Here is a 20,505-nt window from a genome sequence, read left to right on the forward strand (position 1 = left end):
GCGGAGAAGGACGCAGCGGGGGCCACGCCCCTCGATGACGGGTGGTGGCCGGGCGGCGGACGGGCACTCGGGAGTACCGTCGCGCGTTGGAAGACAGAGAACACCTGTCCCATTTGTCATGCACAATTTCCAGCCATACCCCGCGTCGCCCGCGCGCCGCGCCCCGCACCAGGAGGCCCCTTCGATGTCGGTCCCCCAGCCCACCGCCGCCGAGCGCGGTGAGCAGATCCTCGCCGTCTTCGACACCGCCTTCGGCGAGCTGCTCGCCGCCGACCCGGCCGCCTTCAAGGTCAAGTTCCGCAAGATGGCCGGTTCCGCCTTCGCCTTCTACCGCGGGACCGCCTGCCTGTTCTACAAGGACCTGGAGCGCGAGGCCCACGGCGGCCCGTACCTGGACGAGCGGACCGGCCGGGTGTGGATCCACGGCGATCTGCACGCCGAGAACTTCGGCACCTACATGGACGCCAACGGCCGGCTGATCTTCAACGTCAACGACTTCGACGAGGCGTACGTCGGCCCCTTCACCTGGGACCTCAAGCGCCTGGCCGCCTCCCTGGCACTGATCGGCTACGCCAAGGCGCTGAGCGACGAGCAGATCAGCCACCTGGTACGGATCCTCGCCGCCGCCTATCGGGAGCGGATCCACGCCCTCGCGACCGGCGCGAAGAGCGACGAGGCGCCCGGCTTCACCCTGGAGACCGCCGACGGCGCCCTGCTCGGCGCGCTGCGCGAGGCCCGTGCGCTGACCCGCTTCGGCCTGCTCGACTCGATGACCGAGATCCGCGAGTTCGAGCGCCGCTTCACCGCGGGCGGCGGCTCGATCGAGCTGGACGCGGCCGACCGCTACAAGGTGCTCGCCGCCTTCGACGGCTACCTGGAGACGCTGCCGGAGGCGAGCCTGGCCCGCCCGGACTCGTACCGGGTGAAGGACGTCGTCGGCCGGCGCGGGATCGGCATCGGCTCGGCCGGCCTCCCCTCGTACAACATCCTCCTGGAGGGCAACAGCGACGCCCTGGAGAACGACGTCGTCATCTACCTGAAGCAGGCCCAGACTCCGGCGGTGTCGCGCCATGTGACGGACGCGGCGGTACGGGAGTACTTCCAGCACGAGGGCCACCGCACGGTCATCTCCCAGCGGGCGCTCCAGGCGCACGCCGACCCGTGGCTGGGCTGGACGGAGCTGGACGGTGCCGGGCAGCTGGTGGCGGAGGTCTCGCCGTACGCGGTGGACCTGGACTGGTCGGACATCGACGATCCGCAGGACATCGCGGCGACCGTCGCCGACCTGGGCCGGGCGACGGCGACGATGCACGCCGCGGCGGACGACTCCAGCGGCCACTCGCTGGTGCCGTTCTCCACGGAGCGGGCCATCGACGCGGCCATCGCGGCCGACGAGGAGGGCTTCGCCGAGCTCCTGGTCGACTTCGCGCACGCGTACGGGGCGCGGGCCCGGGCCGACCACCAGATCTTCGTGGACCTGTTCCGCAACGGCCGGATTCCGGGGTTGTAGGGCAGGCGCGGGGCGCCTGGTGCGGCTCACAGGACGCCCTTAGGGACGCCTTACGGCCGGGCATGGCACACTTCCACGGCGATGGACATGGCAAGCACCCAGCTGAGAGCCCTCCGGGCGGCGTTCTTCACGACACTGGTCGTGGCGCTGTCCGTGGCCTCGCATGTCCTGCTGTCCGGGGTGCCGCTGCCGCTCGGGACGGTCGTCCCGGTCGCGGCCGGCGTCTTCGCCGTGGCGTTCGTCCTGGCCGGCCGTGAGCGCGGCTTCGCCCCCATCGCCGGGCTGCTCGTCCCGCTGGAGCTGGCCGCCGACACGCTCTTCACCAGCGGTCAGGCGGCTTGTTACGGCCCCGCCGGCGGCCCGGTCGCCGGTTCGCTGCGCGCGGTCGGCGTGGACGTGCTGTGCGGTGGCGCCCTCGGCCTGCCGCTGCCGGGTGTGGCGGCCCCGGGGAGCGGGACCGCGACGGCCCTGCTGAGCTCGCCCGATCCGGCCGTGCCCTGGCTGCTGCTCGCCGCCCATGTGGCGGTCGGGCTCTCGGCGGCCTCCTGGCTGCGCGGCGGGGAGCGGGCGCTCGCCCGGCTGCTCCGGGCAGCCGTCGCCTTCGCCTTCCGGCCGCTGCTCGTGGTGGCGGCCTTCTTCCGCGCCTCGGGGTCGGCCCCGCGGCGCGGTGGGCATCCCGTGGACCGGCCGCGCCGGTCGCGGACCCGTCTGCTCGTGCACTCCGTGGGACGGCGTGGACCGCCGTGCTGCGCGGGCGTGCGGCGCTTCTTCGCGCCCTCGCCCGCCCTCGTCTGAGCAAGCACGCAGTCCTGCCCTTTCCCTTCTTCACGTACGGAGATCATTTCCATGAGCAAGCGCAACAGCCAGGAGAACAAGGCGGCCGCCCGCGAGCGGCTGAAGATCGAGCGGGAGCGCCAGGCCAAGAAGGACAAGGCCCGCCGTCAGGTGATCGTCGCGGTGTCGGCCGTCGCCGTCCTCGCGGTCGCCGGCGGCATCGGCTACGCCGTCGTCCAGGCCGGCAAGCCCACCCAGTGGGAGGCGGCGGCCGACGCGAAGAGCATCAAGGCGCCGAAGAACACCGAGGGCGAGAACGGCACCACGGTCGTCGTCGGCAAGCCCGAGGCGAAGAAGACCCTGGAGCTGTACGAGGACTCGCGCTGCCCGGTGTGCGCGACCTTCGAGCAGGGCGTGGGCGCCACGGTGGACAAGGACGTCGCCGACGGCAAGTACAAGATCAAGTACGTCGGCGCGACCTTCATCGACAACTCCGACCAGGGCGAGGGCTCGAAGAACGCCCTGTCGGCCCTCGGCGCGGCACTGAACGTGAGCCCCGAGGCCTTCCTGAAGTACAAGTCGGCGCTGTACTCGACACAGTTCCACCCGGAGGAGAGCCAGGACAAGTTCGCCAAGGACTCCTATCTCCTGGAGGTGGCGGACTCCGTGCCGGCCCTGAAGGGCAACGCCGAGTTCAAGAAGAACGTCGAGGACGGCACCTTCGACGCCTGGGCGATGAAGATGTCGAAGGCCTTCGACGAGAGCGGTGTCCGGGGCACGCCGACGCTGAAGATGGACGGCAAGACGCTGACCGCCGAGGGCAGCGAAAACCCGCCGCTGACGGTGGACGCGTTCAACACCGCCCTCGCCAAGGTGCTGAAGTAGGGCCCAGCCTCTCTCGGGTCCTTCCGGCTGATTTCGGCCCCCGTTCCGCCGCGCCCCGGCGGAACGGGGGCCGCCGCTTCTCGACGCCCGGCCGAAGAGTCGGCGAACATTGTGCGCACCTCTGCCGATTGGCCGTACCAGTCGGTAATCTGACGGCCCGTGACCAGTCGTAACCTCATATCAGCCCCCAGTCGCCGCACGCTCGTGAAGGCCGCCGCCGTGTCGGCCGTCGCGGCCCCGGCACTGGCGGCCGCCGCCTCGCCCGCGCTCGCGGACGCCGCGGAACCCGCCTTCCTGCATGGTGTCGCCTCGGGCGACCCGTTGCCCGACGGCGTCCTGCTCTGGACGCGCGTCACCCCCACCCCCGACGCCGTGCCGGGCTCCGGCAAGGGACCCGATGTCACGGTCCGCTGGGAGCTGGCCGAAGACCGCGGCTTCACCCGGATCGTGGCCGACGGCACGTCCGTCGCCACCGCCGCCTCCGACCACACCGTGAAGGCGGACGTCCGCGGTCTGCGCCCGGCCACCGCCTACTGGTTCCGGTTCGCCGCCGGCCAGACCGTCTCCCCCACGGGCCGCACCCGCACCGCTCCCGCCGCCGACGCGACCGCTCCCGGCGTCCGCTTCGGCGTGGTCTCCTGCGCCAACTGGGAGGCCGGCTACTTCTCCGCCTACCGCCACCTCGCCGCCCGCACCGACCTGGACGCGATCCTCCACCTCGGCGACTACATCTACGAGTACCAGAGCGGCGGCTACCCGGAGGCGAAGTACGTCGTCCGGCAGCACGAGCCGGCCCACGAGATCGTCTCGCTCGCCGACTACCGCACCCGGCACGGCAAGTACAAGACGGACGCCGACCTCAAGGCGCTGCACGCGGCGCACCCGGTGGTGGCCATCTGGGACGACCACGAGTTCGCCAACGACGCCTGGTCGGGCGGGGCCGAGAACCACACCCCGGGCGCCGAGGGCGCCTGGGCGGACCGGGTGGCGGCCGCCAAGCAGGCGTACTTCGAGTGGATGCCGGTGCGCACCTCGACCGAGGGCACCGTCTTCCGGCGGCTGCGCTTCGGCAAGCTGGCCGATCTGCACCTGCTCGACCTGCGCTCGTTCCGCTCGCAGCAGGCGGGCGTGGGCAGCGGCAAGGTGGACGACCCGGAGCGCTCCCTCACCGGCCGCGCGCAGCTGGACTGGCTGAAGTCGGGGCTCGCGGCCTCGGACGCGACCTGGCAGCTGGTGGGTACCTCGGTGATGATCTCGCCGGTGGCCTTCGGCGCGCTCCCGGCCGATCTGCTCGGTCCGCTGGCCGAGTTGCTCGGGCTGCCCAAGGAGGGCATCGCGATCAACGTCGACCAGTGGGACGGCTACACGGACGACCGCAAGGAGCTGCTGAAGCACCTGACGGACCGGGGCATCCGCAACACGGTCTTCCTGACCGGCGACATCCACATGGCCTGGGCCAACGACGTGCCCTCCAAGGCGGCGACGTACCCGCTGTCGGCCTCGGCCGCGACGGAGTTCGTGGTGACCTCGGTGACCTCGGACAACCTGGACGACCTGCTGCACGTGGCGCCGAACACGCTCTCGGTGGTGGCCGCCGGCGCGATCAAGGCGGCCAACCGCCATGTGAAGTGGGTGGACATGGACCACCACGGCTACGGCGTGCTCGACGTGACGGCCGAGCGCTCGCAGATGGACTACTACACCCTCTCCGACCGGGCGGACGTGAACGCGACGGCGGCCTGGGCGCGCTCGTACCGGACGCTCAACGGAACGCAGCGCGTCGAGCGGGTGTACCAGCCGGTGCGCTGAGCGACGACGTGACGAGGTGACGAGGTGACGAAGTAACGACACCGTAGCGACGATTTTCAGCCATGATCACTCGCGTTAACGGAAGATCACATGGCTACGGCGGGTGGCGAGTTCGGGCGATCGAAACCGGACACACCACCCGCCTTTGTCGTCTCTCCTGTTACGTCCACGTCTCAAACTCCGGAATCGGCGCAATTTTTTCTTCCCGATGACCCGATTTGCCCTGCGAATGATTGGGCTTGATCAATCCTCAACGATGTCTGACATGGACGCGTAATCTCCCGGCCAGTGGCGAGGAAGTACCTCTCCACAACCCCCCGCGAGGAGTCACCCGTGCGTGCTCTTGTTCGTATATCGCCGCGTATGTCACGTCGTATGCTCGGCACTGCGGTCATGGCCGGAACCCTGGCCCTGGCCCCCCTCTCCGCCCCGGCGGCGACCCCGGCCACCACCAACACCCTGGCCTCCGCCGAGAAGTGCGCGGACGACGCGTCCGCCCTCTCCGGCGCCCGCAAGGCCAAGGGCAGCGCCACCAAGGCCGAGCCCAACGAGGTCACCGCCGCCCAGGCCAAGGCCATGGACGCGGACCTGAAGAAGAGAGTCAGCGAGGCCCGCGTCTCCGGCGCCCGCGTCTCCGCGGCGGCCGGCGCCACCGCGGTCAGCATCCCCGTCTACTTCCACGTCATCCACAGCGGCACGACGGGCAAGCTCACCGCCACCGACATCAGCAAGCAGATGGCCGTCCTCAACGCCGCGTACGGCGGCCAGGGCACCGGCAACGTGAACACGGGCTTCCAGTTCACCCTGGCCGGAACCGACTACACGGACAACGCGAGCTGGTACAACCTGGCCGACGGCTCCACCGCCGAGAAGCAGATGAAGCAGACCCTCCGCAAGGGCGGCGCCGGCGCGCTGAACTTCTACACCGCCAACCTCAGCGGCGGCCTGCTCGGCTGGGCGACCTTCCCGTCCTCCTACGCGTCCAACCCGGCGATGGACGGCGTCGTCGTCCTCGACTCCTCGCTGCCCGGCGGCTCGGCCGCCAACTACAACGAGGGCGACACGGCCACCCACGAGGTCGGCCACTGGATGGGCCTCTACCACACCTTCCAGGGCGGCTGCAGCGGCTCCGGCGACTCCGTCAGCGACACCCCGGCCGAGAAGAGCGCGGCCTTCGAGTGCCCGACCGGCCGTGACTCCTGCACCAACAAGACCGGTGTGGACCCGATCCACAACTTCATGGACTACACGTACGACTCCTGCATGTACCAGTTCACCGCGGGCCAGGTGACCCGCATGAACGACTCCTGGACCGCGTACCGCGGCTGACGGATCGTCCGTGGACAGCGGTGTGGCCCCCGGGGAACTCCCCGGGGGCCACACCCCGTTCGTGCCGCGCTCTACAGGCTGTCGAGGAACGACAGCGCCACCGACCAGGTCCGCTCCGCCGCCTCCGCGTCCCAGTCCGGCAGCTCCGGGTCGGTGTACAGGTGACCCGCGCCCCGGTAGCGGTAGACCTCCACGTCCGCCCCGGCCTTGCGCATCTGCAGGTACCAGGCCGACAGCCAGTCGTCCGTCTCGAACGGATCGGGCTCGGCCACGTGCAGCTGCACCGGCAGGTCGTCCACCGAGGCCGACTCGGCGATGTCCGAGGTGCCGTGGAGCAGCAGCAGCCCGCGCGCCTTCTCGTCCCCGAGCGCCAGCGTCTGCGCCACCGAGGCCCCGAACGAGAAGCCCACGTAGACCAGGCCGCGCTCCGAGTGGGGCGCGGCGGCGAGCACCGCCCGCTTCAGCAGCTCGTCCTTGCCGATCTCGTCCCTGAGCACCATGCCCTCCTCGACCGTGCCGGCGGTGCGGCCCCCGAAGAGGTCCGGCGTCCAGACCTGGTGCCCGGCGGCCCGGAGCCGCTCGGCCGCGGCCGCCACGGCGGGGCGCATCCCGTAGACCGAGTGGAAAAGCATGATGTCCATGCGGCCATCCTGCCACCTGCTCGAAACCCCTCAGCGCATGCTGCGCACGTCCAGGTGCCGCAGCACCCTGTCCACCACCTCCGGGTCGGCGCCGGGCTCGCTTCGCGCCGAAAGCACCGCGTGGCGGGCCGCCGACATCAGCTCCCGCTGGATCCGGTGGACCTGCTTCACCCGCTCCACCCGCTCCGTGAACGCCGCCCGCCGCTCCTCGTCGACCATGTCCGGGCTGATCCGCGCCCCGATGTCGAAGGCCCCGCGCTGTAGCCGCTCGGAGACCTCCTCGGGCAGCTCCTCGGTCTCCTCGATCTCCTTCAGCCGGCGCTTGGCGGCCTTCGCCGCCCGGATGGCCAGCTCCCGCTCGAAGGCCTGCTCGGCGTCCGCGTCGGCCTGCACCCCGAGCCGGTGCACCAGCCAGGGCAGGGTGAGCCCCTGGATCACCAGGGTGCCGATGATCACGCAGAAGGCGATGAAGACGATCTCGTCCCGGCCGGGGAAGGGCGACCCGTCGTCCGTACGCAGCGGGATGGCGAGGGCGAGCGCCACCGAGGCCACGCCGCGCATCCCGGACCACCACATGACGACGGTCTCCCGCCAGCTCACCGGGATCTCCTCGGCGTAGTCGCGCCGGGTGTGCAGCCGCTTCGCGAGCCAGGTCGCCGGCAGCAGCCAGACGAGCCGGACGGCGACCACCACCCCGACGACGGCCGCGCCCCAGCCGAGCATCTGCCCGCCGCGCCCCTCGGCGACGCCGAAGACGTGCACGAGCTCCAGGCCGATGAGCCCGAAGGCGATGCCGGTGACCAGGGTGTCGACGACCTCCCAGAAGGTCTGCCCGGCCAGCCGCCCCATCACGTCGTCGGCGTCGGTCGCGTGCTCGGCCAGGAAGAGCGCGGTGACCAGGACCGCGAGGACGCCGGAGCCGTGCAACTCCTCGGCGAGCACGTAGGAGACGAACGGGACGAGCAGGGTGAGCCCGGTCTGGAGGGTGGGGTCGCCGAGCGCGCCCATCAGCCTGTTGGTGACCCAGCCGAGGGCGAGGCCGACGACCACGGCGACCACGGCCGACAGGACGAGCTCGCCGAGCGCGTCGGGCCAGGAGAAGGAACCGGTGACCACCGCGGTGATCGCCACGTGGTAGAGCACGATGGCCGTGACGTCGTTGAACAGGCCCTCGCCCTCCAGGATCGACACCAGGCGCCTGGGCAGCCCGAGGGAGCCCGCCACGGCGGTCGCCGCGACCGGGTCGGGCGGCGCCACCAGGGCGCCGAGGGCGAGCGCGGCGGCCAGCGGGATGCCGGGCACGAGCGCGTCGGCGACCGCCCCGACGGCGGCCGTGGTGACGAAGACCAGGGCCACCGCGAGCAGGAAGATCGGCCGCCGGTTGGCCGCGAACTGCCGCCAGGAGGTGCGCTGCGCGGTGGCGTAGAGCAGTGGCGGCAGCACCAGCGGCAGGATGTACTCGGGCGGGATGTCGACGTCGGGCACGAAGGGCAGGAAGGCCAGCGCGATCCCGACGAGGGTCATCAGGACGGGTGCCGGTAGCCCGAGCCGGTCCCCGAGGGGCACGGTCAGCACGGCACCGAGGAGCAGCAGGAACAACAGGGCCAATTGATCCACGGGCTCACCCTGCCACGTACGTCCGGTTTGGCAGCGATTGCCCCCGTGGCGTACGGATCAGAGCGGGCGGCGCATCGCCCGGTGCGGAATGCCCGCGTCCGGGAACTCGGGGCCGTACGCCTCGTAGCCGAGCCGCTCGTAGAAGCCGAGGGCGTGGGTCTGCGCGTGCAGGTCGACGGCGGCGAGCCCGCGGGCGCGGGCCGCGTCCTCGATGGCCCTCACCAGCGCCGCGCCCACCCCGAGACCGCGGGCCGCCTGGGCGACCGCGAGCCGCCCGAGGGAGCCCACCGAGGCGTCGCCACCGGTCTTGCCGGCCGCGTCCGCGCCGTGCAGCAGCCGCCCGGTGCCCAGCGGCACGCCGTCCCCGCGGATCGCGAGCACGTGCACGGCGGTCTCGTCGTACGTGTCGTACTCGATCTCCCGCGGGACGCCCTGCTCCTGGACGAAGACCTCGTGGCGCACGGCGAAGCAGGCCTCGCGGTCGTCCTGGCCGACGGCCTCGCGCACCTCGTACGACACGGCCTCGGCGGTGCTCATCGGCTCTCCGCCGCGATCCGGTCGAGTGCGGTCTGCAGGTCCGCCGGGTAGGTGCTGGCGAACTCGACCCACTGGCCGTCACCGGGGTGCTCGAAGCCGAGCCGCACCGCGTGCAGCCACTGCCGGGTCAGGCCGAGGCGCTTGGCCATGGTCGGGTCGGCGCCGTAGGTGAGGTCGCCGACGCAGGGGTGGCGGTGAGCGGACATGTGCACCCGGATCTGGTGGGTGCGGCCCGTCTCCAGCTTGATGTCGAGCAGCGAGGCCGCCCGGTACGCCTCGATCAGGTCGTAGTGGGTCACGGACGCCTTGCCGTCGGCGGTGACGGCCCACTTGTAGTCGTGGTGGGGGTGCCGGCCGATGGGGGCGTCGATGGTGCCGCTCAGCGGGTCCGGGTGGCCCTGCACCAGGGCGTGGTAGCGCTTGTCGACCGTGCGCTCCTTGAACTGGCGCTTCAGCGACGTGTACGCGTACTCCGACTTCGCCACCACCATCAGACCGGAGGTGCCGACGTCGAGGCGGTGCACGATCCCCTGGCGCTCGGCGGCGCCGGAGGTGGAGATCCGGTAGCCGGCGGCGGCGAGGCCGCCGATCACCGTGGTGCCGGTCCAGCCGGGGCTCGGGTGGGCGGCCACGCCGACCGGCTTCATGATCACGACGATGTCGTCGTCGTCGTGGACGATCTCCATGCCCTCCACGGGCTCGGCCACGATCTGGACCGGAGCGGCCGTGCCGGGCATCTCGACCTCGAGCCACGCACCCCCGCTGACCCGCTCGGACTTGCCGACGACGGCGCCGTCGACCAGGACCTTGCCTGCGGCGGCCAGCTCCGCCGCCTTGGTACGGGAGAACCCGAACATACGGGCGATGGCGGCGTCGACGCGCTCGCCCTCCAGGCCGTCGGGAACGGGCAGCGTGCGGATCTCGGGACTCGTACTCACCCGTCGAGTATGCCTTGTGTCGGAGGTGCTCCGTCCTGGAGCACCTCCGCGGCCCGGTCCGGAGCCGGGCCCCGAGCTCAGTCCTTGTGGACCGTGCCGTCCGGGTCCAGGCCCCGGAAGGAGAGGATCACGATGAGGATGCCGCCGCAGACGATCGCCGAGTCGGCGAGGTTGAAGACGGCGAAGTGGGCGGGCGCGATGAAGTCGACGACCGCCCCCTCGAAGACACCGGGCGAGCGGAAGATCCGGTCGGTCAGGTTGCCGAGCGCGCCGCCGAGCAGCAGGCCGAGCGCGATGGCCCAGGGCAGGCTGTAGAGCTTGCGCGCCAGGCGGACGATCACCGCGATGACCGCGGTCGCGATCACCGTGAAGATGATCGTGAAGGCCTCGCCGATGCCGAAGGCGGCACCGGCGTTGCGGATGGCCTCGAAGCGCAGCAGATCACCGATCACCTGGATCGGCGCGTGCCCCTCCAGCTTCTCGACCACGAGCATCTTGCTGCCGAGGTCGAGAAGGTAGGCGAGTACGGCCACGACGAACAGGGCGACGATCCGCCGCCTGCCCTTCGGACGCTCCTCGGGGACGGCCGTCTCGTCGGCCCCTGCTGAATCCGTCGCACCTGAATCCGGCGTACCGATGACGCTCTCCGCCTCTGCCATGTGCACGAGGGTACGGCACACTCCCGCGACCGCGTCAGCCGCGCCGCTCCTGCTTCTGCTTGTCCTCCACACAGAGGGTGGCCCGGGGGAACGCCTGCATCCTGGCCTTGCCGATCGGCTTGCCGCAGACCTCGCACAGACCGTACGTGCCCGCCTCGAGCCGTTCCAGGGCGTGCTCGCTCTGCTCCAGCATCTCGCGGGCGTTGGCGGCCAGGGCCAGCTCGTGCTCCCGCGTGATGTTCTTGGTGCCGGTGTCGGCCTGGTCGTCGCCCGCGCCGTCGCCGGAGTCGCGCATCAGACCGGTGAGCTCCTCCTGCGAGTGGGTGAGCTCGCTGCGCAGCCGCAGCACCTCCGACATGAGCAGGTTGCGGGCCTCGTCGACCTCCTGCTCGGTCCACGGCTCCTCGCCGGGGCGTACGGCGAGCTCGCCGGTACGGGCCTGGGGCACCGCGGCGTCGCTCGCGGCCGTGGTGACCCCACCCGCGGTCTTCTTCGCTGCCACCGTCCTGGCTCCTGTCTTCTTGGTCGCGGTCTTCGTGGTCCTGGCGCTCTTCGCCGCCTTGGCGGTCTTGGCGGTCTTGGCGGTTTTCGCGGTCTTCGCGCTCCCGGCGGTCGTCGCGCTCTTGGCCGTCTTCTTGGCCGGCGCCTTCGCGGCGGAGGTCTTCTCCGCGGGGGCCACCGCTTCCGCCGCCTTCTCGGCGGGCGCCTCGTTCGCGAGCACCTTCGTGGCGGCCGCCTTTTCCCCGGGCGCCTTCCTGGCGGGCGCCTTCTTCGCGGGTGCGCTTTTCGCGGGCGCCTTCTTCGCAGGCGCCCTTTTCGCGGGTGCCTTTTTCGCGGGCACCTTCTTGGCGGGCGCCTTGTTCGCCGGCGCCTTCGTGGCGTTCGCCTTCGTGGTGTTCGCCTTCGTGGCGTTCGCCTTCTTCGCGGGCGCCTTCCCAGCGGGCGCGGACGTGTCCGCGGCCGGTTTTCTCGCGGCCGTCGTCTTCCTCGCGGCGGTCTTCTTCGCCACCATGTCGCGGCCCCTTCACATTTTGTGATCTTGCTCGCGAATCGTGCTGGGACGATAAATCGGCCCACGGCCCGCGGCAACGGGGCACGCCGCCCTTCACGCCCGCCCCGGCGCCCTTCGGAGCGAGCCTGCCTCCGTTGTGCCCAGCTCCTCGGCCGGTTATCCGTCCCGGCCGTCCCCCACTTGGCCGAAGTCCGACTCTGCGCCGCCCGTGTGGCCATTCGGGTCACCGGGAATTCGGTCGGCCGACCGCCTCCCCGCCCCGTACACTGGCCGGAGCGAAAGGCTTGGATGGGGACGAGTAGCGTCGTACGCAGCCATGAGCGACCCGGGGACGGTGAGAGCCCGGGGGCGAGCCCGATGTGAAGCATCACCCCGGAGCTGCCGGAAGAAAGCCGCGGTCGGCCGCGGCGACTAGACCCGGCGTCGCGACCCCAATGAGGGGGCTCAGGGCGTCCGCGTCCGGGGCCAAGGAGGGTGGTACCGCGGGAGCAGCGCTCTCGTCCCTCCGGACGGAACGAGGATCATCCGCCGGAGGAGCTCGCAACATGACGCCGCCGCAATACCGCCAGGTGCCCGCCCAGGTCGACCTGCCCGCACTCGAGCACGCCGTGCTCGACTTCTGGCAGGACAACAAGGTCTTCGCCAAGACCCTGGAGCAGTCCGAAGGACGCCCCGAGTGGGTGTTCTACGAGGGTCCGCCCACCGCCAACGGCATGCCCGGCGCCCACCACATCGAGGCCCGCGTCTTCAAGGACGTCTTCCCCCGCTTCCGCACCATGCGCGGCTACCACGTGGCCCGCAAGGCCGGCTGGGACTGCCACGGCCTGCCCGTCGAGCTCGCCGTCGAGAAGGAGCTCGGCTTCTCCGGCAAGAAGGACATCGAGGCGTACGGCATCGCCGAGTTCAACGCCAAGTGCCGCGAGTCCGTGACCCGCCACACCGACGCCTTCGCCGAGCTCACGACCCGGATGGGCTACTGGGTCGACCTCGACGACGCGTACCGGACCATGGACCCCTCGTACATCGAGTCGGTCTGGTGGTCGCTGAAGCAGATCTTCGACAAGGACCTGCTCGTCCAGGACCACCGCGTCGCCCCCTGGTGCCCGCGCTGCGGCACCGGCCTGTCCGACCACGAGCTCGCGCAGGGCTACGAGACGGTCGTCGACCCCTCCGTGTACGTGCGCTTCCCGCTGACCTCGGGCCCGCTCGCCGGCAAGGCCGCGCTCCTCGTCTGGACGACCACCCCCTGGACCCTGGTGTCCAACACGGCCGTCGCCGCCCACCCCGAGGTGACCTACGTGGTCGCCACGGACGGCGACGAGAGGCTGGTCGTCGCCGAGCCGCTCCTGGAGAAGGCGCTCGGCGAGGGCTGGGTGACCACCGGCGAGTCCTTCACCGGCGCCGAGATGGAGCGCTGGACCTACCAGCGCCCCTTCGAGCTCGTCGAGTTCCCCGAGCCCGCCCACTACGTCGTCAACGCCGAGTACGTGACGACCGAGGACGGCACGGGTCTGGTCCACCAGTCCCCCGCCTTCGGTGAGGACGACCTCAAGGTCTGCCGCGCCTACGGCCTGCCTGTCGTGAACCCGGTCCGCCCGGACGGCACCTTCGAGGAGGACGTGCCGCTGGTCGGCGGCGTCTTCTTCAAGAAGGCCGACGAGCAGCTGACCGCCGACCTGGACGCGCGCGGCCTGCTCTACCGGCACATCCCGTACGAGCACAGCTACCCGCACTGCTGGCGCTGCCACACGGCGCTGCTCTACTACGCGCAGCCGTCCTGGTACATCCGTACGACCGCCGTCAAGGACCGGCTTCTCGAGGAGAACGAGAAGACGAACTGGTTCCCGGACTCGGTCAAGCACGGCCGCTTCGGCGACTGGCTGAACAACAACATCGACTGGGCGCTCTCCCGCAACCGCTACTGGGGCACCCCGCTGCCCATCTGGCGCTGCGAGGACGACCACCTGACGTGCGTCGGCTCGCGCGCGGAGCTGTCCACGCTGACCGGCACGGACCAGTCGGACCTGGACCCGCACCGCCCGTACATCGACGCCGTCACCTTCGCCTGCCCCGCCGAGGGCTGCGGGAAGACCGCGACCCGGGTGCCCGAGGTCATCGACGCCTGGTACGACTCGGGCTCGATGCCGTTCGCGCAGTACGGCTACCCGTACCAGAACAAGGAGCTCTTCGAGAGCCGCTACCCGGCGCAGTTCATCTCCGAGGCGATCGACCAGACCCGCGGCTGGTTCTATACGCTGATGGCGGTCGGCACTCTGGTGTTCGACAAGTCCTCGTACGAGAACGTGGTCTGCCTGGGCCACATCCTCGCCGAGGACGGCCGCAAGATGTCCAAGCACCTGGGCAACATCCTGCAGCCGATCCCGCTGATGGACCAGCACGGCGCGGACGCGGTGCGCTGGTTCATGGCGGCCGGCGGCTCGCCGTGGGCGGCCCGCCGGGTGGGCCACGGCACGATCCAGGAGGTCGTCCGCAAGACCCTCCTCACGTACTGGAACACGGTCGCCTTCCAGGCGCTGTACGCCCGTACGTCGGGCTGGGCCCCGTCGGCGGCCGACCCGGCGCCGGCGGAGCGCTCGGTCCTCGACAAGTGGCTCCTGTCCGAGCTGCACACGCTGGTCGCCGGGGTCACCGAGGCGATGGAGGCGTACGACACGCAGCGGGCCGGCAAGCTCCTCTCGGCCTTCGTCGACGACCTCTCCAACTGGTACGTGCGGCGCTCCCGGCGCCGGTTCTGGCAGGGCGACAAGGCGGCGCTGCGGACCCTGCACGAGGTGATCGAGACGGTCACGCGGCTGATGGCCCCGCTCACCCCGTTCATCACCGAGCGGGTGTGGCAGGACCTGGTCGTCCCGGTCGCCCCGGACGCTCCGGAGTCGGTCCACCTCTCCACCTGGCCGGAGGCGGACGCGGCGCTGATCGACGGCGTCCTGTCCGAGCAGATGCTCCTGGTCCGCCGCCTGGTCGAGCTGGGCCGCGCGACGCGCGCCGAGTCGGGCGTGAAGACCCGCCAGCCGCTCTCGCGGGCGCTCGTGGCGGCGGCGGGCTTCGCGGCCCTCTCCGAGGAGCTCCAGGCCCAGATCACGGAGGAGCTGAACGTCTCCTCGCTCGCCTCCCTCTCGGAGGTCGGCGGCTCGCTGGTCGACACCACGGCGAAGGCGAACTTCCGGGCGCTCGGCAAGCGCTTCGGCAAGGGCGTGCAGGACGTGGCGAAGGCGGTGGCGGCCGCGGACGCGGCGGCCCTGTCCCTGGCCCTGCGCTCGGGCGAGGCGACGCTGGAGGTGAACGGCGAGTCGATCACCCTCACCCCGGAGGAGGTCATCATCACGGAGACCCCGCGGGAGGGCTGGTCGGTCGCCTCCGACGCGGGTGCGACGGTCGCCCTCGACCTGGAGATCACTCCGGAGCTCCGCAAGGCGGGCCTGGCCCGTGACGCGATCCGGCTGATCCAGGAGGCCCGCAAGAACAGCGGCCTCGACGTGGCGGACCGCATCGCCCTGCGCTGGACGGCCACCTCGCCGGAGACGGCGGAGGCCCTCGCCGCCCACGCGTCCCTGATCGCCGACGAGGTCCTGGCGACGGACTACGCGGAGGGCGCCGCCGACGACACGTACGGCACCCCCTTCGAGGACGAGGGCCTGTCCCTCGCCTTCCGCCTCCGCAAGGCGTAAGCAGGACGAGGAAGGGCCCGGCACCTTGGTGTGCCGGGCCCTTCCTCGTACCCCCGCAGCCACGCAAAAGGGCCGGGCCCTGGGATCACCCAGGGCCCGGCCCTTGAGACTGCCGCCGACGGCTACGCGCTCAGCGCGTGGGGGTCGGCGCCGTCAGTTGTCGTCCTCGTCGATCAGAAAGCCGCGCATCGGCGCCGGCGCCTGCTGCATCGGCTGCGGAGCCTGCGGACGGACCGGAGCCATCGGCTGGGTCATCGCCGGGGACATCTGCTGCTGGCCGCCGTACGACGGGGCGCCGCCCATCGTGCCGTTGCCGCCGAACGACGGGGCGCCCGCACCGGCCGAGGCCATCGAGGGGGACGGCGGGAGCGACGCGGCCGCCGGAGTGCGCGGCGGGGCCAGCGAGTCGTCGGCCTGGGTCTCCAGCTGACGCAGCTGCGACTCCAGGTACGACTTCAGGCGGGTCCGGTACTCACGCTCGAAGCCCCGCAGGTCCTCGACCTTGCGCTCGAGGGTCGCCCGCGCGGACTCCAGGGAGCCCATCGCGACGCGGTGCTTCTCCTGCGCGTCCCGCTCCAGGGCGTCGGCCTTGGCGCGGGCGTCCCGCTCCAGGCCCTCGGCGCGCGAGCGCGCCTCGCCGACGATCTTGTTGGCCTCGGAACGGGCCTCCGCGATCGCCTGGTCCGCGGTCTGCTGGGCCAGCGAGAGCACGCGCGCGGCGCTGTCGCCACCCGGGCCCTGGGCCGGCTGCATCTGCTGCATCGGCTGCTGCTGCGGGTGACCCATGGGGCCGCCCTGCATCGGGCCGGGACCCATCGGGCCGCCCTGCATCGGGCCGGGGCCCATGGGCCCGCCCTGCATGGGACCCGCGGGAAGCTGAGGGGCACCGGACGGCAGCTGCGGCGGACCCATCTGCGGGGGCTGCTGCTGGACCGGCGGTCCGGATATGGCGGCGGGCACGGGGGCGCCGGGACCGACGGGACGATCCTGCTGCTCCGGGGGCTTGCGCATGCCCTGCTGCTGCTGGTTCTGCGCGGCGGCACGGGTCGCCGCGGCCAGCTTGGCGCGCAGGTCCTCGTTCTCGCGGAGCAGACGGGTCAGTTCTGCTTCGACCTCGTCGAGGAAGGCATCGACCTCGTCCTCGTCATAGCCTTCTCGAAGGCGGACGGTCGTGAACTGCTTGTTCCGCACGTCCTCGGGGGTCAGCGGCATCTCTTCTTCACCTCTACGTAGTCGTCGGCAGTCGGCAAGACCGTATCGTCCACATTCACCTCGCGAAGCTGCTCACGATGGAGATCAGGATGTAGACGATGATCATCAGAACGAAGAAGGACAGGTCGAGTGCCACGCCCCCGAGACGCAGCGGCGGGATGAGTCGCCGCAGAAGCTTGAGCGGTGGATCGGTGACAGTGTAGGTGGACTCAAGGACGACCACCATCGCCTTACCGGGTTGCCATGAACGGGCGAACTGGAAGACGTAGTCCATGACCAGCCGGAAGATCAGGAGGACCAGGAAGCACATCAGCGCGATGTAGACCACCTGCAATGCGACGCCCATCCCGCGCTTCCCTCTCCCCTGGCTCTCTTGCTTCTCAACGTGTCCGGCCGCCCTCTGCGGCCGGGCTGTTCTCGGTCTCGGTTCTCAGCTCTGGTTGAAGAATCCGCCCTCTGCGATACGGGCCTTGTCCTCCGCCGTGACATCGACGTTAGCAGGCGACAACAGGAACACCTTCTGCGTCACGCGCTCAATGCTGCCATGGAGCCCGAAGACGAGTCCGGCGGCAAAGTCGACAAGTCGCTTGGCATCCGTGTCGTCCATCTCCGTGAGGTTCATGATCACCGGGGTGCCCTCACGGAAGTGTTCCCCGATGGTACGGGCCTCGTTGTAGGTCCGCGGGTGCAATGTGGTGATGCGGTAGGGCTCCCGCTCGGACACGACCTTGGGCATGATCACCGGTGCGTTCTTCTCCATGCTCGGACGTTCGGGTGTGATGGATGCCACGGGGGCAATTCGGGCCGGACGTCCGCTCTCGGCGAGTACCGGGACAGAATGGGACACCGGCTCGCGGGGTGCGGGCGGGGCCACCACGCGTACCGGTTCCTCCCGCTCCACCTGACGCGGGGGCTGGTGATGGCGCCGGTCGCGCTCGGGCTCCGGCTCCAGCTCGGGTTCGAAATCGTCGTCGGGGTCGAATCCTCGGCCGTCGTACCCATCGTCCTCCACGAGGCCGAGGTAGACCGCCATCTTGCGCATCGCGCCGGCCATTCTCTGCATCCTCCGCTCTGTGGTGGATCGCCCTTACCGATTTCGCAGTGTCACCAAGTGCCCGCGATCCACGAGGTCCGCCCCGCCTCTTCGGCGGAATGACCATATTTTCTGCTGTGGTCCGACTTGCTTCGCGACGTTACCCGAGCCGAGGGCGGACTCCGAGTACCGCCGTACCGATGCGCACGTGTGTCGCTCCGGCCGCCACGGCCTCTTCGAGGTCCGCACTCATCCCTGCTGACACCATGTTCGCAGTCGGACGAGTCGCGCGCAGGACAGTCGACAAATCCATCAGCCGCTCGAAGGCGGCCCGTTGCCGGCCCGCATAGGGACCGGCGAGCGGTGCGACGGTCATCAGTCCGTCGAGCCGCAGCCCGTCGGCTTCGTCCACCGCCGCCGCCAACTCCTCGACCCCGTCGGGCGAGACCCCGCCCCGCTCGCCGCGCAGGCCGGACTCGGCGTCGAGGGCGACCTGGATCAGACAGCCCAGCTCACGCTCCGCCTTCTGCGCCGCCGCGGAGAGAGAGGAAACGAGCTTCAAACGGTCGACGGACTGCACCACATCGGCATAACCCACCACGGAACGGACCTTGTTCGTCTGCAACTGGCCCACGAAGTGCCAGGTCAGATCGAGGTCCGCACAGGCCTCGGCCTTGGGGGCCGCGTCCTGGTCCCGGTTCTCCGCCACGTGCCGCACCCCGAGCTCGTGCAGGAGTCTCACGTCGCTCGCGGGATAGGTCTTGGTGACCACGATGAGGGTCACCTCCTCCCGCCCGCGGCCGGCGGCGGCGCACGCGGCGGCGATGCGCTCCTCCACCCGGGCGAGGTTCGCGGCGAGTTCCGACTTGCGGTCCGTCATATCTCTTCTCAGCTCAACCAGACATATCCCGCGAGTCGCCCCGTGGTGCGGTCGCGGCGGTACGAGTAGTGGTCACGGGACTCCAGGGTGCAGACCCCGGCGTCCTCGACGTCCCGGACCCCGAGCCGCTCCAACTGGGCGCGCACTCCGGCGGCGACGTCGACGGCGGGGGTGCCCCAGGAGGTCTCGGCGTAGGCGGCCGGTTCGGCCGCGGCCACCTCGGCGCGCATCTCCTCCGGCACCTCGTAGCAGCGCCCGCAGACGGAGGGCCCGGTGCGGGCGACGATCCGCTCCGGGTCGGCGCCGAGTCCGGTCATCCGGGCGACCGCGGCCGGGACGACCCCGGTCACCATCCCGGGCCGCCCGGCGTGGGCGGCGGCGACGACCCCTGCGACGGGGTCGGCGAGCAGGACCGGGACGCAGTCCGCGGTGAGCACCGCGAGGGCGAGGCCCCGGCGGTCGGTGACGATCGCGTCGACCGAGGGGATGTCGGCGGAGGTCCAGGGGCCTTCGACGACGAGGGCGTCGGCGCCGTGCACCTGGTTCATCCAGACGACCTGCGCCGGGTCGAGCCCGAGCCCGGCCGCCGCCCGCTCCCGGTTGGCGCGTACGGCTGCGGGGTCGTCGCCCACGGCGCCGCCGAGGTTGAGCTCCTCGTACGGAACGGCGCTCACTCCGCCCCACCGGTCGGTGAAGGCGAAGTGGGCGCCGCTCGTGTCGTAGCGCTGTCCTATCACTTCAAGAAGTCCGGGACATCCAGCTCTTCGGCCTGGGTGTCCGGGTACGGGCGGGCCGGCGGGACCGCCGGCGGGGTGACGGGCGGCAGCGCGGACTCACCGACGGCCGGCGCCGGCTCGGCGGGGGCCGCGGGCTCCTCGCGCGGGGTGACCGTGCCCAGGCCGCCGAGCGGGCGGGAGGTCTCGGCGATGCGGGGGGCCGGGGCCGGCTCCTCGCGCTTGGCCGAGGCCGAACCGATGATGTTGTCGCGGCGGGTCGGCGGCTGGCCGCCGTCGAAGCCGGCCGCGATGACGGTGACCCGGACCTCGTCGCCGAGGGCGTCGTCGATGACGGCGCCGAAGATGATGTTCGCCTCGGGGTGGGCGGCCTCGCTGACCAGCTGTGCGGCCTCGTTGATCTCGAAGAGGCCGAGGTCGCTGCCACCGGAGATGGACAGCAGCACGCCGCGGGCGCCGTCGATGGACGCCTCGAGGAGCGGCGAGGAGATGGCCATCTCGGCGGCGGCCACGGCGCGGTCGTCGCCGCGGGCGGAGCCGATGCCCATGAGGGCCGAACCGGCCTCGGACATGACCGACTTGACGTCGGCGAAGTCGAGGTTGATCAGACCCGGCGTGGTGATGAGGTCGGTGATGCCCTGGACACCGCTCAGCAGGACCTGGTCGGCCGACTTGAAGGCGTCGAGCACGGAGACCTGGCGGTCCGAGATCGAGAGCAGCCGGTCGTTCGGGATGACGATGAGGGTGTCGACCTCTTCGCGGAGCTCGGCGATGCCGTCCTCCGCCTGGTTGGCGCGACGCCGGCCCTCGAAGGTGAACGGCCGGGTGACCACACCGATCGTGAGGGCGCCGAGCGAGCGCGCGATGTTGGCGACGACGGGCGCGCCGCCGGTGCCGGTGCCGCCACCTTCGCCGGCGGTGACGAAGACCATGTCGGCCCCCTTGAGGACCTCCTCGATCTCCTCACGGTGGTCCTCTGCCGCCTTGCGACCGACTGCCGGGTTGGCCCCGGCCCCGAGGCCACGGGTGAGTTCACGGCCGACGTCGAGCTTGACGTCGGCGTCGCTCATCAACAGCGCCTGCGCGTCGGTGTTGATGGCGATGAACTCGACGCCCTTGAGACCGACCTCGATCATTCGGTTGATGGCATTGACACCACCGCCGCCGACACCGATGACCTTGATGACTGCGAGGTAGTTCTGCGGTGCTGCCACGTCGAAGGCCTCTCGCCTCGAGTTACGTGTCG

The 20,505-nt window shown here is 71.0% G+C and carries 19 protein-coding genes; 7 read left to right on the forward strand and 12 right to left on the reverse strand.

Going from position 1 to position 20,505, the window contains the following annotated elements; genetic code table 11:
- Positions 1-184: 184 nt before the first annotated feature.
- The 5 genes from ACIGEZ_RS01460 to ACIGEZ_RS01480 all read left to right on the forward strand — a co-directional run bounded on the left by ACIGEZ_RS01460 (position 185) and on the right by ACIGEZ_RS01480 (position 6,307).
- Positions 185-1,510 carry a DUF2252 domain-containing protein gene (locus tag ACIGEZ_RS01460; RefSeq protein ID WP_399824547.1) on the forward strand — a complete coding sequence of 442 codons (1,326 nt, stop codon included), beginning with the start codon at positions 185-187 and terminating at the stop codon, positions 1,508-1,510.
- Between the two features lie 81 nt (positions 1,511-1,591).
- On the forward strand, positions 1,592-2,305 hold the full coding sequence (locus tag ACIGEZ_RS01465) for a hypothetical protein (protein WP_399824548.1): 714 nt from the start codon (positions 1,592-1,594) through the stop codon (positions 2,303-2,305).
- Between the two features lie 51 nt (positions 2,306-2,356).
- On the forward strand, positions 2,357-3,169 hold the full coding sequence (locus tag ACIGEZ_RS01470) for a thioredoxin domain-containing protein (RefSeq protein WP_399824550.1): 813 nt from the start codon (positions 2,357-2,359) through the stop codon (positions 3,167-3,169).
- 159 nt (positions 3,170-3,328) lie between these two features.
- Positions 3,329-4,978 (forward strand): alkaline phosphatase D family protein, encoded by a 1,650-nt coding sequence (locus tag ACIGEZ_RS01475; protein WP_399824552.1) that lies wholly within the window; start codon positions 3,329-3,331, stop codon positions 4,976-4,978.
- 393 nt (positions 4,979-5,371) lie between these two features.
- On the forward strand, positions 5,372-6,307 hold the full coding sequence (locus ACIGEZ_RS01480; protein ID WP_399824553.1) for a zinc metalloprotease: 936 nt from the start codon (positions 5,372-5,374) through the stop codon (positions 6,305-6,307).
- 71 nt (positions 6,308-6,378) lie between these two features.
- Here the strand turns inward: ACIGEZ_RS01480 and ACIGEZ_RS01485 are convergent, their stop codons facing one another.
- From ACIGEZ_RS01485 to ACIGEZ_RS01510, 6 genes are all read right to left on the reverse strand, one after another.
- A complete protein-coding gene (locus tag ACIGEZ_RS01485) occupies positions 6,379-6,948 on the reverse strand; it encodes a dienelactone hydrolase family protein (protein ID WP_399824554.1) in 570 nt (189 codons plus the stop codon).
- Between the two features lie 30 nt (positions 6,949-6,978).
- Positions 6,979-8,565, reverse strand: a complete 1,587-nt coding sequence (locus tag ACIGEZ_RS01490; protein ID WP_399824556.1) for a Na+/H+ antiporter — start codon at positions 8,563-8,565, stop codon at positions 6,979-6,981.
- Between the two features lie 57 nt (positions 8,566-8,622).
- Positions 8,623-9,102, reverse strand: coding sequence for a GNAT family N-acetyltransferase (locus tag ACIGEZ_RS01495; RefSeq protein WP_399824557.1), 480 nt, complete (start codon positions 9,100-9,102; stop codon positions 8,623-8,625).
- Positions 9,099-10,040, reverse strand: coding sequence for an RluA family pseudouridine synthase (locus ACIGEZ_RS01500; RefSeq protein ID WP_399824559.1), 942 nt, complete (start codon positions 10,038-10,040; stop codon positions 9,099-9,101). The genes ACIGEZ_RS01495 and ACIGEZ_RS01500 overlap by 4 nt, the downstream gene beginning before the upstream one ends.
- 77 nt (positions 10,041-10,117) lie before the next feature.
- On the reverse strand, positions 10,118-10,699 hold the full coding sequence (gene lspA / locus ACIGEZ_RS01505) for a signal peptidase II (protein WP_399824560.1): 582 nt from the start codon (positions 10,697-10,699) through the stop codon (positions 10,118-10,120).
- 34 nt (positions 10,700-10,733) lie between these two features.
- A complete protein-coding gene (locus tag ACIGEZ_RS01510; protein WP_399824561.1) occupies positions 10,734-11,420 on the reverse strand; it encodes a TraR/DksA family transcriptional regulator in 687 nt (228 codons plus the stop codon).
- 4 nt (positions 11,421-11,424) lie between these two features.
- Between ACIGEZ_RS01510 and ACIGEZ_RS01515 the strand changes: the two genes are divergently transcribed.
- Positions 11,425-11,736, forward strand: coding sequence for a hypothetical protein (locus ACIGEZ_RS01515; RefSeq protein WP_399824563.1), 312 nt, complete (start codon positions 11,425-11,427; stop codon positions 11,734-11,736).
- Between the two features lie 520 nt (positions 11,737-12,256).
- A complete protein-coding gene (ileS, locus tag ACIGEZ_RS01520) occupies positions 12,257-15,400 on the forward strand; it encodes an isoleucine--tRNA ligase (RefSeq protein WP_399824564.1) in 3,144 nt (1,047 codons plus the stop codon).
- Between the two features lie 153 nt (positions 15,401-15,553).
- Here the strand turns inward: ileS and ACIGEZ_RS01525 are convergent, their stop codons facing one another.
- The 6 genes from ACIGEZ_RS01525 to ftsZ form a co-directional block, all read right to left on the reverse strand.
- Positions 15,554-16,612 carry a DivIVA domain-containing protein gene (locus ACIGEZ_RS01525; RefSeq protein WP_399824565.1) on the reverse strand — a complete coding sequence of 353 codons (1,059 nt, stop codon included), beginning with the start codon at positions 16,610-16,612 and terminating at the stop codon, positions 15,554-15,556.
- Between the two features lie 55 nt (positions 16,613-16,667).
- Positions 16,668-16,958, reverse strand: a complete 291-nt coding sequence (locus ACIGEZ_RS01530) for a YggT family protein (protein WP_399824566.1) — start codon at positions 16,956-16,958, stop codon at positions 16,668-16,670.
- An 84-nt stretch (positions 16,959-17,042) separates the two neighbouring features.
- Positions 17,043-17,666, reverse strand: a complete 624-nt coding sequence (locus tag ACIGEZ_RS01535; RefSeq protein ID WP_399824567.1) for a cell division protein SepF — start codon at positions 17,664-17,666, stop codon at positions 17,043-17,045.
- 139 nt (positions 17,667-17,805) lie between these two features.
- On the reverse strand, positions 17,806-18,525 hold the full coding sequence (locus ACIGEZ_RS01540; RefSeq protein ID WP_399824568.1) for a YggS family pyridoxal phosphate-dependent enzyme: 720 nt from the start codon (positions 18,523-18,525) through the stop codon (positions 17,806-17,808).
- 8 nt (positions 18,526-18,533) lie between these two features.
- Positions 18,534-19,262 carry a peptidoglycan editing factor PgeF gene (gene pgeF, locus ACIGEZ_RS01545; RefSeq protein WP_399824569.1) on the reverse strand — a complete coding sequence of 243 codons (729 nt, stop codon included), beginning with the start codon at positions 19,260-19,262 and terminating at the stop codon, positions 18,534-18,536.
- Complete coding sequence (gene ftsZ, locus ACIGEZ_RS01550; protein WP_399824570.1) at positions 19,259-20,473, reverse strand: cell division protein FtsZ; 1,215 nt, start codon at positions 20,471-20,473, stop codon at positions 19,259-19,261. The genes pgeF and ftsZ overlap by 4 nt, the downstream gene beginning before the upstream one ends.
- Between the last annotated feature and the right edge of the window lie 32 nt (positions 20,474-20,505).

The organism is Streptomyces sp. NPDC085481, from assembly GCF_044541845.1.
Lineage (GTDB): Bacteria > Actinomycetota > Actinomycetes > Streptomycetales > Streptomycetaceae > Streptomyces.